The sequence below is a fragment of the Sphingomonas pruni NBRC 15498 genome, assembly GCF_001598455.1.
Taxonomy (GTDB): Bacteria; Pseudomonadota; Alphaproteobacteria; order Sphingomonadales; family Sphingomonadaceae; genus Sphingomonas; species Sphingomonas pruni.
The window spans coordinates 79,817-95,996 of sequence record NZ_BCYZ01000010.1 but is presented as its reverse complement, the minus strand read 5'-3'; the positions used below and the strand labels follow the sequence as shown (position 1 = coordinate 95,996).

General features: G+C 64.9%; 15 protein-coding genes and 1 pseudogene. 3 read left to right on the top strand and 13 right to left on the bottom strand.

Features of this window, described 5'->3' with window-relative positions; genetic code table 11:
* A pseudogene (locus tag SPR01S_RS04935) lies at positions 1-236 on the bottom strand (5-aminolevulinate synthase); the annotation flags it as partial.
* 166 nt (positions 237-402) lie between these two features.
* On the opposite strand from SPR01S_RS04935, the gene SPR01S_RS04930 reads away from it, so the two are divergent.
* Entirely contained in the window at positions 403-3,084 is a 2,682-nt protein-coding gene (locus tag SPR01S_RS04930; RefSeq protein ID WP_169803380.1) for a bifunctional acetate--CoA ligase family protein/GNAT family N-acetyltransferase, read from the top strand.
* Positions 3,081-3,659, top strand: coding sequence for an NAD(P)H-dependent oxidoreductase (locus SPR01S_RS04925; protein ID WP_066585701.1), 579 nt, complete (start codon positions 3,081-3,083; stop codon positions 3,657-3,659). Before SPR01S_RS04930 ends, SPR01S_RS04925 begins: the two co-directional genes overlap by 4 nt.
* Before the next feature lie 29 nt (positions 3,660-3,688).
* On the opposite strand, the gene SPR01S_RS04920 is transcribed toward SPR01S_RS04925, so the two are convergent.
* From SPR01S_RS04920 to SPR01S_RS04895, 6 genes are all read right to left on the bottom strand, one after another.
* Positions 3,689-4,939, bottom strand: coding sequence for an MgtC/SapB family protein (locus SPR01S_RS04920; protein WP_066585692.1), 1,251 nt, complete (start codon positions 4,937-4,939; stop codon positions 3,689-3,691).
* 4 nt (positions 4,940-4,943) lie between these two features.
* Positions 4,944-5,765: a universal stress protein gene (locus SPR01S_RS04915; RefSeq protein ID WP_066585691.1), complete on the bottom strand. Its 822-nt coding sequence runs from the start codon at positions 5,763-5,765 to the stop codon at positions 4,944-4,946.
* A 218-nt stretch (positions 5,766-5,983) separates the two neighbouring features.
* The gene (locus SPR01S_RS04910) at positions 5,984-6,646 is read right to left on the bottom strand and encodes a Crp/Fnr family transcriptional regulator (RefSeq protein ID WP_066585689.1); all 663 of its coding nucleotides are present in this window, start codon (positions 6,644-6,646) and stop codon (positions 5,984-5,986) included.
* Positions 6,647-6,720: 74 nt separating this feature from the next.
* The gene (locus tag SPR01S_RS04905; protein ID WP_066585686.1) at positions 6,721-7,113 is read right to left on the bottom strand and encodes a response regulator; all 393 of its coding nucleotides are present in this window, start codon (positions 7,111-7,113) and stop codon (positions 6,721-6,723) included.
* A 54-nt stretch (positions 7,114-7,167) separates the two neighbouring features.
* Positions 7,168-7,782, bottom strand: a complete 615-nt coding sequence (locus tag SPR01S_RS04900; RefSeq protein ID WP_066585683.1) for a response regulator transcription factor — start codon at positions 7,780-7,782, stop codon at positions 7,168-7,170.
* Complete coding sequence (locus tag SPR01S_RS04895; RefSeq protein WP_245661872.1) at positions 7,775-9,385, bottom strand: PAS domain S-box protein; 1,611 nt, start codon at positions 9,383-9,385, stop codon at positions 7,775-7,777. Before SPR01S_RS04895 ends, SPR01S_RS04900 begins: the two co-directional genes overlap by 8 nt.
* A gap of 53 nt (positions 9,386-9,438) precedes the next feature.
* On the opposite strand from SPR01S_RS04895, the gene SPR01S_RS04890 reads away from it, so the two are divergent.
* Complete coding sequence (locus tag SPR01S_RS04890; protein WP_066585681.1) at positions 9,439-10,086, top strand: OmpW/AlkL family protein; 648 nt, start codon at positions 9,439-9,441, stop codon at positions 10,084-10,086.
* A 51-nt stretch (positions 10,087-10,137) separates the two neighbouring features.
* Here the strand turns inward: SPR01S_RS04890 and SPR01S_RS04885 are convergent, their stop codons facing one another.
* The 6 genes from SPR01S_RS04885 to SPR01S_RS04860 all read right to left on the bottom strand — a co-directional run bounded on the left by SPR01S_RS04885 (position 10,138) and on the right by SPR01S_RS04860 (position 15,556).
* Positions 10,138-10,950 carry a universal stress protein gene (locus tag SPR01S_RS04885; protein ID WP_084250950.1) on the bottom strand — a complete coding sequence of 271 codons (813 nt, stop codon included), beginning with the start codon at positions 10,948-10,950 and terminating at the stop codon, positions 10,138-10,140.
* A 74-nt stretch (positions 10,951-11,024) separates the two neighbouring features.
* Positions 11,025-12,368 carry an oxygen-independent coproporphyrinogen III oxidase gene (gene hemN / locus SPR01S_RS04880; RefSeq protein ID WP_066585744.1) on the bottom strand — a complete coding sequence of 448 codons (1,344 nt, stop codon included), beginning with the start codon at positions 12,366-12,368 and terminating at the stop codon, positions 11,025-11,027.
* Positions 12,369-12,390: 22 nt separating this feature from the next.
* A complete protein-coding gene (locus tag SPR01S_RS04875) occupies positions 12,391-12,615 on the bottom strand; it encodes a hypothetical protein (RefSeq protein ID WP_066585677.1) in 225 nt (74 codons plus the stop codon).
* A gap of 109 nt (positions 12,616-12,724) precedes the next feature.
* Positions 12,725-14,041 (bottom strand): NRAMP family divalent metal transporter, encoded by a 1,317-nt coding sequence (locus SPR01S_RS04870; protein ID WP_245661871.1) that lies wholly within the window; start codon positions 14,039-14,041, stop codon positions 12,725-12,727.
* Between the two features lie 48 nt (positions 14,042-14,089).
* The gene (locus SPR01S_RS04865; protein ID WP_084250945.1) at positions 14,090-14,758 is read right to left on the bottom strand and encodes an NAD(P)H-dependent oxidoreductase; all 669 of its coding nucleotides are present in this window, start codon (positions 14,756-14,758) and stop codon (positions 14,090-14,092) included.
* A gap of 15 nt (positions 14,759-14,773) precedes the next feature.
* Positions 14,774-15,556: a universal stress protein gene (locus SPR01S_RS04860; RefSeq protein WP_169803379.1), complete on the bottom strand. Its 783-nt coding sequence runs from the start codon at positions 15,554-15,556 to the stop codon at positions 14,774-14,776.
* Positions 15,557-16,180: the final 624 nt, after the last annotated feature.

Here is a 16,180-nt window from a genome sequence, read left to right as displayed (position 1 = left end):
CCTGCGCCGACATCGTGCAGCGCTTCCTCCATCGCCGCGATCACCTTGGGGTGCTGGCCCATCGCCAGATAATCGTTCGAGCACCACACCGTGATCGGCATCGGCCCATTATGCCCGGCAAAACACCGCGCGTTGGGAAACATCCCCTTGTTGCGCAAGATGTCGATGAACACGCGATACCGCCCCTCGGCATGCAGCCGGTCGATCGCCTGGGTGAATAGTCGTTGGTACGGCAAATGTGCTCTCCCGGTGTCGGCGCGGGATGCGCGAATCCCGGCCGAATCCAAATGCGTAGTAACCCGTAGACGGGATCGGCCGGCATCCGGGGCAATACGGATGGAGATCGATTGGTCCGCCCGGCACAGTCCGCCCGACCCACTGACTTTGGCGGAAATTGACATCATGACGATCCGACATCTCGACGCGCTCAATCATCCGCAACCGATCGCCGTCATCGGCGGATCGAGCAAGGCCGGCTCGCTCGGCACGCGCGTGCTGGAAAATATCATCGATGGCGGTTTCGCCGGGACGGTGTTCGCGGTGAACCCCGACAAAGTCGAGCTGGATGACGTCTGGTGGGTGGCATCGATCGCCGATCTGCCGCGCAAACCCGATCTCGCGATCGTCGTCACTCCTGCCGTGACCATCCCGGCGATCATCGAACAATTGGGCGCGATCGGCACGCGGGTCGTGACCGTCATTTCGACGGTTCCCCATGACGCTACCGCGCGCCAGGCCATGCTCGACGCCGCGCGGCCGCACGATGTCCGTCTCATCGGTCCCAATTGCCTGGGATTGCTGCTTCCGCATGTCGCACTCAACGCCTCGTTCGCGCCGCGCAATGCGGCCGCCGGGCGGCTCGCCTTCCTGTCGCAGAGCGGCGCGCTCGTCACCGCGATGCTCGACTGGGCGGCCGACCGTCATGTCGGCTTTTCGGGAGTCGTATCGCTCGGCGACATGGCCGATGTCGATCTGGGCGACCTGATCGACTTCTACGCCGGCGATCCGCATACCGATGCGATCCTGCTCTACGTTGAGCAGGTTACCAACCCGGCCAAGTTCATGTCGGCGGCGCGCGCGGCATCGCGCATCAAACCGGTAATCGCGATCAAGGCCGGCCGAAACGCGGCTGCGTGCCGGGCGGCGTTTTCGCATACCGGCGCGCTGACCGGATCGTACGACGTCTATGCCGCCGCCTTCCGCCGTGCGGGCATCATCCTGGTCGACACGCTGGCCGAGTTGTTCGATGCCGCGCAAATCCTGTCGCGCTACCGGCCGCCCTACGGCGATCGTCTGGCGATCGTGTCGAACGGCGGCGGCGCGGGCGTGCTCGCGGCCGATGCCTTGCCGGGCGTCGGCGTCAGGCTGGCCAACCTGTCCGCCGATACGATCACCGCGCTCGATCCCGACCTGCCGGCGGCATGGTCGCGCGCCAATCCGGTCGATGTCGTCGGCGACGCACGGGCCGAGCGCTTCTCTGTCGCCACGCGCGCCGTCCTCGCCGATCCGGCGGTCGACGCGGCGCTGATCATCCATTGCCCGACCGCCGTCGCAACGGGCGAAGAGATCGCCAGGGACGTGATCGCCGCACGGGCGGAATCGGCCGCCGCCAAGCCGCTGATCGCGTGCTGGATGGGGCCGCGCAACGCCGAAGCGGCGAGAACGCTGTTCGACGCCGCCGGTATACCCGTCTTCGACAATCTGGACGACGCCGTCCGCGCGTTCGGCTATCTCGCCAAAGCGAGCGCCGCCCGCGAGGCGCTGATGCGCGCCCCTGCCCGCCAACTCGTTCCTGCCAGCGACCGCGCCCGTGCTCGCGCCGTCATCGTCGGCGCCCGCAATGCGGGTCGCCAGCAACTCTCCGCGACCGAGGCGAAAGCGGTGATCGGCGCTTATGGCATCCCCGTGGTGCGGGGAATGCTGGCCCGGGACCAGGATGCGATAGCGCAGGTCTGTGCCGATCTCCCCCCACCCTATGCGGTGAAGGTGGTATCGCCGCAGTTGCCGCATAAGTCGGATGTCGGCGGCGTCGCGCTCAACGTCGCCACCGCCGAGGACGCGCAGCGCGCCGCCGCGGATATGACGACCATGTTGAAACACGATCACCCCGAAGCATCGATCACCGGGTTCGAGATCGAGACCATGGTCAAGTCTTCTTCCGGCCGCGAACTGTTGATCGGCATCGCGCGGGATCCGACCTTTGGGCCGGTGATCGCCTTCGGTGCCGGCGGCAAGGCGGTCCAGGTGACGCGCGACGTCGCATTCGGGCTACCGCCGCTCGACAGCGTGCTGGCGGGCGAAATGATCGAGAGTACGCGCGTGGCGACTCTGCTCGGCGCCTATCGCGACGTGCCTGCGGTCGATACGGACGCCGTCGTGCGCGCACTCAATGCGGTGTCGGCACTGGTCATCGACCTGCCCGAAATCGCCGAGCTCGATATCAATCCGCTGCTCGTCGACGAGCATGGCGCGATCGCGCTCGACGCCCGGATCGGGCTGTCGCTCGACGATTCGGGTTCGCGGCTCGTTATCCGGCCGGCGCCAATGGAATGGGCCGCCAATTTGACGACGCGCGGCGGCGTGACGATGCACGTGCGGCCGATCCTGCCCGATGACGAGGATGCGCTGGCCGATCTCTTCCACCATGTCACGACCGACGATTTGCGGTTCCGCTTCCTGACCGGCCTGCGCGACGTCGGCCGCGACCGGCTCGTGGCGATGACCCAGATAGACTATTGGCGGACGATGCATTTCCTGGCGTTCGCGCCGGACGGCACTGCGATCGCGTCGGCTTTGCTCGCGTGCGATCCGGATCGCGAACGCGCCGAACTGGCGGTTTCGGTCCGCGGAGACTTCAAGGGCAAGGGCGTCAGCTGGACCCTGGTCGAGCACATCGTTCGCTATGCCGAAGCGGAGGGAATCGGTGCGATCGAGGCGGTCGAGAGCTGCGAGAACCGTGCCGCATTGATGCTCGAACGCGAAGCGGGCTTCGCGCCGGTGCCGGGCACCGACCTTGGGTCCGAGGTATTGCTGCGCCGTACGCTGCGGCAGCCGGCCGCGGCGGCGATGGAGCCGGCGCAATGAAGCGGCGCATCCTGGTGATTGACGGTCATCCCGATCCCGATCCGGCCAGGCTGATCCATGCGCTCGCCGACCGCTATGCCAAGGGCGCCCTTGCCTGGGACCATGAGGTACGCCGGATCGATCTCGCGACGACGGAGATCCCGATCCTGCGGTCGAGGGATGAATGGGCAAAGCAACTGCCCTCGCCGGCGATCGCCGACGCCCAGGCGTCAATTGCCTGGGCCGACCATATCGTCTTCTTCTATCCCCTCTGGCTCGGCGACGTGCCAGCGCTGCTCAAGGCATTCCTCGAACAGGTCATGCGGCCGGGATTTGCGCTGAACGACCAGGCGTCGCTGGGCGGCGGCCTGCTGCGCGGCAAATCGGCCACGGTTGTCGTGACGATGGGAATGCCCGCGGCGTTCTACGCCCTGTGGTTCCGCTCGCACAGCGTGAAGAGCCTCGAACGCAACATCCTGCGGTTCGTGGGGATCAAGCCCGTCCATCACATTCTATATGGTGCCGTGGAACAGAGTGCTGCGAAGCGCGAGCAATGGCTCGACAACATGTTCGTGCTGGGAAGCGGTGGCGGCTGAGGCGGGTTCGTCGTCCCATGCCGCGCGGATCAGGTGTGGAACCAGATGATCGCTGCGGCGAACACAATAACCGCGGCGCAGGCGAAGAGCGGTAACGCCGCCACCGCGCCGACCCGATTGCGCGACAGCACCATGGTGACGACCGCCTTCAGCAGCATATTCGCAGCGACCGGGGCAGCCAAGGCCGGGCCGGCCAGCATCGCCTGCTCGGGAATCGTCAACGACGAGAAAGCGAGAACCGCGGCATCCACGTCGGCCATACCCGTCGCGGTGTAAACGATCAGCGAACCCGAAGAGCCCAACGCTGAAGATGCCAGTCGCGCACCGACGGTCGCGAGCGCAGCGATCGCCGCGAACGTCACCGCGGCGCCGAGTTCGAGCGGATTGCCGACAGGCGGCGATTCGTCGATCATCGGCGCTTTGCCGCCTCCGGACCAAGCTGCCGCCACGACGAGTATCGCCAGGCCGGGAAGTATCGCGTACGCAGCGTTGGCGAGTGCGGCCGGTGCCAGAATTGCAATCAACACCAGGACGCGCAGCCCACCAACGATCGAGGCGATCAGCAACGAGACCCTAAGGGGGGCCGCTTCATCGCCATCGCCCCGCATCCGCCGGGCAAGAGCGGCGGTTACCGCAGTCGACGATACGAGCGCCCCGACCGCTGCCGTGAGCATCGGGCCCCTCGCGCGCGAGACATGGTGACCGGCAAGATAGGCAGCGAACGAAATGCCGCTCACCATTACCACGACGAGCAGCAGATGATGTGGATTGATCGCTGCGAACGGACCCATGCCGCGATCGGGCGCGAGCGGGAACAGGACCAGCGCGACGATGGCGAACTCGGCTGCCGCGCGCATCTCCTGGGCCGTCAGGTCGCTGACCAGCTTGTGGAGCGTTTGGCGCGACGAAAGCAGGAACATGACGATTGCTGCGCCGGCCAATGCCGTTTCGGGCTGGCCGGACGCGGCTAGCGCGCTCAGGCCCAGGACCAGCAGGCCGGCGACCGCACCGGTCGCACTCTGCCCGTCGCTGGCCAAGGTCTGGCGCCAATAGCCGACGATCAGGACGATGCCGCTCAACGCGACGATCGCAACCCCGATCCACCCGGCAATCAGCCCCGCGACACCGCCGACAAGTCCGAGGAGGCCGAAGGTGCGGATGCCGGCGACGCGGTGACCGTCGTCTTCGCCGCGCCCCGTCCAGCCCCGTTCGAGGCCGACCAACAGACCGATCGCCACGGCATAGCCGAGCGACAGCAGTGGTTGGCCCGCCCCCGTCATCGCTCTATCGCGACAACAGGACCGGAATTCGCGTCTGGTTGATCAAGCCGGCAGTGACGCCGCCGAATACCAGTTCGCGCAATCGGCTGTGCGCGAATGCCCCCGCCGCCAACAGATCGGCGCCGATTTCGAGCGCATAGGTCTGGAGCTGCTCGGCGACATCGTATCGCTGATCGAGCCAGACCGATCCCGCCTCGAAACCGTGACGGTCGAGATAATCGGCAACCGCGCCATGCCCGCGTGAATCGCCGTCCTGGCTCGGTTTGTCGCCGCAACTCACGATATCGACGCGTGCACCGGGCTCAAGCAGGCTCACCAGGTCGTGGAGCGCGCGGACGGCCTCGGGGGAAGGCTTCCACGCCAGGACCGCGTGGCTGACGGTGGCCAGCGAGCGGCCCGGCGGCAGGATGACGAGCGGCCCACCAGACGCCAGTGCCAGCATCTCGGTGACGCGCCGGTACAGATAAGGGATTGCCCAGGTCTCGTGCGAGCCGATGACGGCGAGGTCGGCAATCGGTCGCGCACGCCGCACGTCGCCGGCGAGCCAAGCGACGTCGTCGAACAGGCCGCGAATGTCCATGTCCACCGGCGAGCCGGCAAATTTGGATCGCAGCTTCGCGACCTGCTCCTCTGAATCGGCCTGCAACACCTGGTCGGGCAAATACAGCACGCCGAACGGCGCGAGCTCCGGTGCGGCAAGCGGGCCGGGCGTCAGCAGATAGACGATCAGACGCGCCTCGTGGCGTTCTGCTCGCGCTGCGATCGTACGGATGGTGCCAGCGCCGCTCTCAACGTCGTCTATTACCGTCAGCATCGTTCCGGTCATCGCATGATCCTCAGGCTGAAAGGGAAAGCTCGTTCGACCGCGTCATTTCACACCAGCTTCGCTGCGTCCTGCTCTCGTACCCTTACATATGCGCCCGGGATGAGCGAGTGCGTTTCGAGATGGAAGCAGGTCGTGGTGGGCAAATCAGGGCATGTCCGCGATCCTGCACCTGCCCTGCCGTCGGGACGATGCGTAGATTCCCGGATCAGATCATTGTTTTAGCCGGCCAACCGGGCGAGGCCGACGTCATCGAGCACCCGAAATAGCCGCGTCTCGACAAGCTGAATGATGCCCGCTCGTTCGAACCGGCGTATTTTTCGGCTGACGGTTTCGATGGTCAAGCCGAGGAGATCCGCCATCTGCTGGCGGTTGAGCGACATGGGGGTCGCACCGGTGGCATCGCAGGGCATCGATCGGCGCATGTCGATCAGCAGCGACGCAACGCGTTCTTCGGCGGTCTTGCGGCCGAGGAAAAGGATGGATCGACGCGCGGTGTCGAGATCGTTCGAGAGGCGCCGCAGCAGCGAGGTCGCAACCGCGGGGCGGCTGGCGGCCAGAATATTCAAGTCCGCGCGCCGGAACACGCACACCGTCGTCGCAGCCAGCGCGGTCGCCCGGTACGCCCATTGGCCGGCGAACAATTCGCCAACGAACGAGCCGGGCCAGGCGACACCGAGTATCTGTTCGCGGCCGTCCCGAAGCGATGCGGTAAGTTTGAGTGCGCCATCGCGTACGTTACCCACGTCGTAGACTTCGTCGCCTTCCCACGACAACACTTCGCCGCGGCGCAGCTGGCGCACGCGACCGATGCGCGCCATTTCGTGCAACACGTCCGGCGATAGATCGGCGCAAATCGACTGCTGTCGGCCGATGCATTGCATGCAACGCGGCTCCTGCGCTGGAGACGCACGGCAGTCTGTTTCGGGCCAGGCTAGAGCGACGGATGCCATCGAACTCAGCCCGCCAGGGCGCCGATCAGGTCGTGCTGGCGCAAAGGCTTTTCGAGCACGGCGTCGAACCCCGCGGCACGCGCGGCTTCCATCAGCGTGGGTGAAGGAAAGGCAGTGATCAGAATGGCCTTGCCTTTCCAATCCGCCCGGCGGAGCGAGCGCAGCACGCTGATGCCGTCGCCGTCGGGAAGGCGGTAATCGGCGATCAGCACGTCCGCATCGTCCATCGCATGCCCCTCGAGCACCGGCGCGGCGCCCGCGAACGATCGCACATCATAGCCACGCCAATGGAGCAGCATCTGCAACGACCGCCTCACGGCTTCGTCATCTTCGATCAACAGCACCACGCGCTGCACGTCTACCGCCGGGTCCGAAAGGGGGGATGCGCCACTGTTCATGGTCGTATCCGTCGCATGGCCGTCGGGGGTCGTCGTTACGTAATGATCCGCAGGTCAGCTTTCCAAACCGGCCGCGAACGCGATGCGCAGTGCTTCCGACAGGCTGCGGACCTCCAGCTTGGTCATGAGATTGGCCCGGTGCACTTCTACCGTGCGCGGCGAGATGCCCAAGTCATAAGCGATCGTCTTGTTCGGATGCCCCCGCGCGAGCCCCTGCAATACTTCCTGCTCGCGCCCGGTCAGCGCGGCGATGCGGACTTCGGCGTCGTGCGTGCTGGTTGCCGCCTCCTCACGTCGTTCGAGCCTGGCGAAGCCTGCGTCGAGCGCGACCATCAATTGCCCTTTCTCGAACGGCTTTTCGAGGAAGTCGATCGCGCCGGCTTTCATCGCCTGAACGGCGATCGAGATGTCACCATGGCCGGTGAGGACGATGACCGGCAGCGTGATGCCGCGTTCGTTCAGTTCGCGCTGGACTTCCATACCGTCCATTTCGGGCATGCGGACGTCCAGCAATACGCATCCCGGGTTGGCGTGCTTGGCTTCTTTCAGGAATTCGACGCCCGACGGATAGGTCCGCGTGTCGAACCCGGAGGTGCGCAGCATGAAGCTCGCCGACCGCCGGATCGAATCCTCGTCGTCGACGATATGCACCAACCGCCGCTCACTCATCGTCGGTCTCCCCGCTCTGAACTGTAAAATGGAAAATCGTACCGCCGCCGGGATTGTCCTCGACCCATATCCGGCCGCCATGCGCTTCGACAATGGTGCGACAGATCGACAGACCAAGCCCCATGCCGCTTTCCTTCGTGCTCGCGAACGCCTGGAATAATTGCGGAGCCAGTTCGGGATCAAGTCCGGCCCCGGTATCCGCGACCGACAGGCGGATCATCCCGTTCGGTTCGCGCGATGTCGATATCGTGATGTCGCGGATTTTCCGGTCGCCGATCGCGTCCACACCGTTCCGGATGAGGTTCACCAGCACCTGCTGGATCTGTACGCGATCGACAAAGGCCTCGCTCGCCGCAGGGTCGAGATGGAAGAACGCCCGGACGCCCCGCTCGCGTGCACCGGTCAACGCCAGGCGGCTCGCATCCTCGATCATCGCCGGCAGGCTTTCGACGCGGCGCGTCATTTCCCCGCGCGCGACGAAATCGCGCAATCTCCTGACGATCTGGCCGGCCCGTAACGCTTCCTTGGCTGACTGTTCGATCGCTTCCTCGATATATTCGCGCACATCCTCGCCCGGCCGTTCGAGCAGTTCACGGGCGGCTTCCATATAGTTGGCGATCGCGGTTAGCGGCTGGTTCAACTCGTGTGCCAGAGTCGACGCCATCGTCCCCATCGCGCTCACCCGGGAGACGTGGATCAATTCCGATTGCAGTTCCTTGAGCTTCAGTTCGGACTGCTGCTGTTCGGTGAGATCGCGGATGAAGCCGGTGAAGATGCGATACCCGTCAGCGTTGACCTCGCCGACCGACAATTCCATCGGGAAGGAACTGCCGTCACGCCGTCGGCCCACAACGACGCGACCAATCCCGATGATGCGGCGTTCGCCGCTTGCCAGATAACGTGCGATATAATCGTCATGGCGGTCATGGTCGGGGTTGGGCATCAGCATGCTGATGTTGCGCCCGGCGACCTCGGCTTCGGTGAAGCCGAACAGCCGTTCGGCGGCGGCGCTGAACGAGACGATGACGCCGCGTTCGTCGATCACCACCATCGCGTCCGGCACGGTCGCGAGGATAGACCGGACGTGCATCTCGCGCTCGGCCAGGCCCTGTTCGGTCGCCTTCCTGGAGGTCACGTCCTGCACGCTCTGGCCGAACCCCCGGATCGAGCCGTCCTCGTTGCGCAAGGCGAAGATCGTGACATCGGCGAGGAATTCGGAACCGTCCTTGCGAATTCGCCAGGCTTCGAAACGCAACGGCGAGGTGGAGGCCGCCGCTGCCGCGCGGTCACTGAGCGGCTTGCCCGTCCCGGAGTCCTGCACGGTGTAGAGCAACGCTACGGATTGCCCTTTGACCTGTTCCGGACGCCATCCGGTCAGCAGCTCGGCGCCCCGGTTCCAGCTCGCGATCCTGCCGTCCGGTGCGGTCAGGAAGAGGGCGCGATCAGTCGCGCTGGCGACGAACGACGCAAGCTCGGCATCGAGCGAAGAGTCCGGCAAATCGGGATCGATGATGGTCTTGGCAAGCACGGGCTGCTGATCGGCCAAGATGCCGGCACCGCCCATACGGGAATTTACGTAGCGGCGTTTGTTGCGTGCGATCAAAGTGCCCGTTGCTTCAGAAGGATAGCGACGCACCTTCAACAGGAGGTGCATTCATGAGGAAAGTAATCTTGCTCGCGGGTGTGGCGGCGGCGTTTGCCGTCACGCCGGCCCTTGCCAAGGAAGGCGACGTGCTGGTCCGCGCCCGCGCGATCGTGGTCGCGCCGAACGAAAGCTCCGGCGCCGTCTCCGGCATCCCGGGAAGCAAGGTCGGCGTCGGCGACAGCGTCATGCCGGAAGTCGACTTCACCTATATGGCGACCAACCATATCGGCGCGGAATTGATCCTGGCGACGACCAAGCACAGCGTGTCGGGCCGCGGAACGATCTCGGGCCTTGGCGATGTCGCCAACACCTGGGTGCTGCCGCCGACCCTGACGCTCCAATATCACTTCGCGCCCGACGGCAAGATACGCCCCTATCTGGGTGCAGGCATCAATTATTCGGTCTTCTATTCGGCAAAGGCGACGCCTTCGCTCAACACCGCGCTGGGCGCGACCAAGGTCAAGCTCGACGACAGCGTCGGCTATGCGTTGCAGGCGGGCGTCGACGTTCCGGTGAGCGAGAAGGTCTTCGTGAATTTCGACGTGAAGTATATCGACATGCGGACCACAGCCCGCCTGACCAGCGGCGCGACCCTGCGCACCGCGCACGTCAAGATCAATCCGATCGTCGCTGGCGTGGGAATCGGCTTCCGGTTCTGAGGACGTCGCAAAAAGGGGGCGATCCGCGTCGCCCCCTATTCCATGCCTCGGTCAAGCCCGGTGAACGATGAAGATCGGCACCGGGCTTTCGCTCAGCATCCGCTGGGTGGCGCCGCCAAAGGCCGCCTCCAGGAAGCGCGACCGGCTGAATGCGCCCATCACCACATAATCGGCATGTTCGATCATCGCTTCGGCCATGATCACCGAACCCGGCCGATCCATCAGGCATTTCTCGCGGCGGATGTTCGCATGGACGCCGTGCCGGGAGAGATACGCCGAGGCTTCTTCGAGAGGCAGTCGCAGCGATCCGTCCTCCGCATAGAACAAGGTTACCGAGCGTGCGAGCTTGAGCAGCGGCACTGCCGCACGCAGCGCGGCGGCGGCATGGTTCGATCCGTCGAAGGCGATCACCACCCTGCCCTTAAGGTCGAGCGACCGTGCCTTTTCGGGTACCGCGAAGACCGGTGTATGCCTCTCCAGGATCAGGTCTCCGGCGAGGTCGAACATATTGGGATAGGCCGCCTTGTCGTCCAGGCCGCGATTGACCACCACAAGGTCGGCGAGTTTGGCCGCGCGGCGCAGACAGGTCGCGGCATCGCCGGTGGCATCGATCACGGTGTGGGAAAGGCCTTCCCTGTCGAGCCGCGCTTTTATTGCCGCGCCGTTGGCGACCTCGGCCTGCCGTTCCTCCGCCATTAGTGCGGTGCCTGTATAGGTGCCGTTGAAATCGGGCACGACGAGCGAGGTCATGGCGACGTCAAGACAGGTCAAATGCCCATCGATCGCTCGCGTGATGTCCATCGCGACCTGCAGCCGCGCCTCCTGGCCGCAATCGTCATGCGCCAGGACAAGGATATTCTTCATGACGGCCTCCATCGTCCGGGATGGAAGCACGCTATGCCGGGCCACGAGGCCGCAATATCGGGATAGCTACGTAATCAGACCGCCTTGCTGAATCGGTCGCCGGCTGCCGTCCGGAACGTATCGAACGCGACCGCGGCGAGCCGCGCATAGGGTTCGCCATCCGGCAAGATCATCAACCCGGTGTCATGACGGCGGATGAGCCCCCGTTCCTGCATCGCGGCCAAGCCCGGTGCGGCGTCCGCCATTGCCTGCGCCGCGGCAGCGGACGACCAGCCAAGCTCGACCAGATCGACGCGACCGTCGCACAACAAACGCTCGATCACCGCGCCGCTCCGTTGATCGTCAGCCGAGCGCCGGACTCCCCTGACCGTGCCGAGGCAACCGTTCTGGACCTTCATCCGATATCGGCCGACATGTTTTTCGGTCTGGGTGATCAGCCCGGGAAACAGGCTGATCGAGGATGCGCCGAGTCCGATCACCGCATCGGCGTCATCGTCGGTGAACCCCTGAAAATTGCGCCGCAACGTGCCGCTGGCCGCAGCGAGCGCGAGCTTGTCGTCGGGCCGCGCATAATGGTCGAAACCGATCGGTCGAAAGCCTTCTTCCAACCACAGGTCGCGCGCCAGGATGCTCTGCCAGAAACGCGCTTCGGCGTCGGGTAGCTGGCTGTCCGCGATCATGCGCTGGCGCGGCAGCATCCGCGGCAAATGGGCATAGCCGAACATCGCGACGCGATCGGGTGCCAGATCGCGCGCCAGCCTGATCGTGCGCGCGATCGTGTCGAGCGTCTGCCCGGGCAGACCGTACATCAGGTCGAGGTTGATGTGCGCGATCCCAGCGCGCCGCAAATCTTCGACGCAGCGCGCAACCATGCGAAACGGCTGCAGTCGGTTTATCTTAGCCTGAATACCCAGATCGAACGTCTGCGCGCCCAGGCTGACCCGCGACACGTTGTTTGCCGCGAGCATCCGGCAGAAATCGGCGTCGAGATGCCGCGGATCGAGCTCAGCCGCCCATTCGGCGTCCGGCAGGATTCGAAAGCCGTTTCGAACCGCGGTGGCGACGCGCTCGAACTGCTCGGGCGACAAGGCATTGGGGCTGCCGCCACCGAAATGGACGTGGCTGACGCTGCCCTTGGCGCGATCCGCAATCATGTCGATTTCCGCGACCAGCGCGTCGACATAGACGTCCAGGCGCGATGCGCGACCGACCGGTCCGGTATTACAGCCGCAATACCAGCAGATTTCATGACAATAGGGAATGTGCAGATAGAGCGAGATCCGGTCGCTCGGCCGGAGCGCATCCAGAGCTGTGCGATGCTCGACGGCGCCCACCGTTTCGGTGAATTCGGCGGCGGTGGGATAGCTCGTGTATCGCGGCACCGAGCGGGCGGCGAGATCGGCGTGAAAGACGGCCATCATAACTTCCTTGTGAGCGTCGTCACGCGAACAGATCCTGTTCCTGGGCGCTCGCGATCGGTTCCGGCACGGTGAGAGGACGGCCGGTCATTGACAGGTGCGCGTGGGGATGCGGCACGATCGGGAGACTCCAGGCGTTCCACCACGCGACCCACCATTCCAGAGGGCGCAGCCAAAAGGCGTGGCCGGAGAGCCAATAGTCTTCTACGATATCGCTTGGCGCCGCTTGCGGTGCGTCTCGCTCCATCGGTTTTCTCCCTCGTCGAGCGATGGCGGGATAGGACGCGCCTCCCAGCCCGGCCTATCGGGGATCATACGTAGGTCCCCGCGGCGGCCTCGCCGGCAGCGAGCAGTATTTAGAAAAAGCCCGCGACCATCACGACCGCCGCGACGCCCATCAATCCGGCCGCGACCCCGGCCAACCAGATCAAGGGTCGAGATGCGGTGAAGGCGCCCATGACGGTGGATCTCGAGGCGAGGATCATCAGCACGACGATCAGCGGTATCGCGACGACGCCGTTGATGACGGCGCTCCAGAACAACGCGCGCATCGGGCTGATCGGTAGGAATTGCAGCACCAGCGCGAGCAGAACGCTGATCGCGATGATCGCGTAAAAGGCGCGCGCATCGGTCGCCTTGCGGTCGAGCCCCCACTCCCACCCCATCGCCTCGCATAAGGCATAGCCGGCCGAACCCGCCAATACCGGCACGCCGATAAAGCCGACGCCGAGGATTCCGGCGGCAAAGATGATCGACGCTTCGGCACCGGCGAGCGGGCGCAGCGCCGCGGCGGCCTCGGCGGCGGTATCGATCTGGGTGATTCCCGCGGCATGAAGCGTCACGCCGGTGGCGAGAATGATGAAGTAGGAAGCGAGATTGGAATAGAGCATGCCGCTCCACGTATCCCAGCCGATCCGGCTCAGCTCCGCGCTCGCGGCGCTCGGATCATCCCGCAGCGACGGCGCCCCACGCATGTCCTCGATCTCCTCGGACGCTTGCCAGAACAGGAGATAGGGGCTGATGGTGGTACCGAATATCGCCACGATCATGGTCGCTGCCGCGCCGTCGAGGCGAAAGTGCGGAAGGACCGTCTGCCGCAGTGTCTCTCCCCACGGCACATGCACCGCAAACAGCACCGCCGCGTAGGCCAGCAGCGACAGCGTCAGCCACTTCAGGAAGAACACGTAGCGATGATAGGGCACGAAGATCTGGAGAAGCAGCGTCACCGCAACGAACAGCGCGATCATCACGTGACGGCTGACGCCGCCGACCAGTTCGGCGGTTTCCCCCATCGCGGCGATGTCGGCCGCGATGTTGAGCGTGTTGGCGACGAGCAACAGGATCACCAGCGTCGTGACGACCCAGCCGGGGAAGGCAAGCCGCATATTCGCGGCCAGCCCCTTGCCGGTCACGCGTCCTAGGCGGGCGGCAAGGATTTGGATCGCGGACATCAGCGGGTAGGCCACCGGCATCGTCCACAGCATGCCCAGGCCATAGGCCGCGCCGGCCTGCGAATAGGTAGCGATCCCGCTGGGATCGTCGTCCGCGACCCCCGTGATCAACCCCGGCCCGACCCTGGCAAGCGGATGCCGTTTCAGTCGATCGAGCGACTTTGCTCGATTATCGATCGATGGCGATGCCGGCACAGCCGGCTGCGGCGACGGTTCCGTCACTGGCTACGCGGGCAGCGCGCCGTCCCGCCCGGGAGACGATGACGGCGTTCAATCTTTGCGAGCGGCATCCGGCCGCGTCTCCTCGTCGGTAAGCTTCGCCATCTCGGCACGGTGTGCCGCGCCGAGCACGGTCGCGCAAGTGTTCCGCGCTGCTTGGCGGACGCGTTCGAGCTGCTCGGCGGCATATTGCTCGCTCAGCCCTTCGACCACCGCATCGATATGGACGTGCTCGGTCGCAGCGAGCTGGAAGATCGTGCCGAGATAGCGGTCGAAGCTCTCGCGCAGCGCCGTCAGCTGACCTTGCTCGCCAAGCCAGGCCTCGGTCGATGCCGAGGTCGAGAAGCTGATCATGTGCCGCCCCTTGAGAAAGGGATTATGGGCCTGGGCGTGGTCGTGGCTCGGTTTGAATCCGGCGCCGAGAACACGATCGACATAGCCCTTGATCATAGCCGGCGGGCCCCCGAACCAAATCGGGTAGACGAACACCACGACATCGCAATGCCGGATTTCGGTGAGGTCATAGACGACCTCCAGCTCGGGAGCTTCGCCGAGATATTCGAGCACCGGGTCGAAGCGGTTCAGGTAAAGGTCGCGCAGGAACGCCCGTTGGCCGCACGCCTCGACCGCGTCGCAATAGGCCTGCGCGATCTGGTGGTTGAAGCTACCGCGACGCGGATGGGCGAGTACCACCAGGTGTCGGATAGGATCGATCGCCATGGTCTTTTCCCGACGTCAATGTTTGAGGAAGAGCGGCACGGAGCTCTCGTGCAGAAGCCGCGCGGTCACGCCGCCGAAGATGTTCTCGACCAGGCGTGAATGCCCGAACCCGCCCATCACCACATAATTGGCCTTGAGCAGATCGATCTGCTCGAGCAGCACGAAACCGGCCTTCTCGCCGAACGCCAGGTCCGAGCGGACATGTGCCACGATGTTGCGCTGCGCGAGCAGGGTTTGCGCCTGGCTGGCGGGAAGCTTGAGCGAGCCATCGTCGATCTCGACGATCGTGACGGCCGATGCGCGCCGCAAGAGAGGAATTGCCGCCACCAAAGCATGATGCGCCTCGCGCGATCCGTCCCAGCAGATCAGCACCTCGCCATTCAGAGATATGCCGGGCGATTCCGGCGGTACCGCTATGATCGGCGCGTTGGCGCTGACCAATAGCTCGCTGATGGCGGCATAGGTGGGAGGAAAGAGATCCGCGCGCGGCGCGCTCATCACGATCAGATCGGCCTGCGCCGCGAAGGTGGCTATCGCGGGCAGCATCTCTTCGCGGCTTTGGAGCCACTGAACCGATAGACCACTTGCTGCAACCTGATCGCGCACCGTGGTAAGCGGCGCGACCTCGGCTTCCATCACCAGCGAGTTGCCGGCCGCCGCCCCTGCCCCTTTGGCATCCAGCCCGGCCAGATCGAGACACAGAAGCCTTCCCTGGCTTGCCCGAACGAGATCGAACGCCGCCTGCAGGCGGGATTGCTGTCCGACATCGTCATGGATCGGCACCAGCACGTCACGCATGACTTTCTCCTGCATTTAGGCGTCGCCTGAGCGGCTTGGGATCGGCCATGATGTACCGGTCGTGCAGGTGCGTCGGATATACGCGTTATCCCCGATAGGTGCCTTAGACGGAGCTGCTGTTTGGGGGCCGCCACGGCCTCTGTGGAGCGGTACCGGATCGCAAAGTATCGATCCAACTCTCTTCCCCGACGCGGCCATTGCTCATGTCCGCTTGCCGAGCGTTGTCGTGGCAATAGCGTGACGCCCAGAGCCGGTGCCTTCCTCTTCTCCCAGTCTCGCGTGCGGAGGGCGGTGTCCGGCCATCGTTCCGGCCGCGGGAGTGAGCTCACCGGACGCGCCGGCCTCTCTACCCCCTCGCAGTCGTGATCGCGTTGCGCGCAGCCGGCTAAACCGGTTTCCATGCTCCTGTTCGGAGAGCAAGGTTCGGATGCCGGGCGACGCATTCGACGGCCGGGTTCCGGCGCAAAGTCTACGCAATGCGGCCAGCGCGACTATAGCCTGGTCGCCAAAGGCCGGACCGTGCTGTTCGCGCCGCGAATATGTTCGATGCCGAAGTCATAGCTCGCAGCCAGGCGGGATCGATCTACCTCGGCACGCCCAGAACGCTGGCAATCGGCGCTCGTT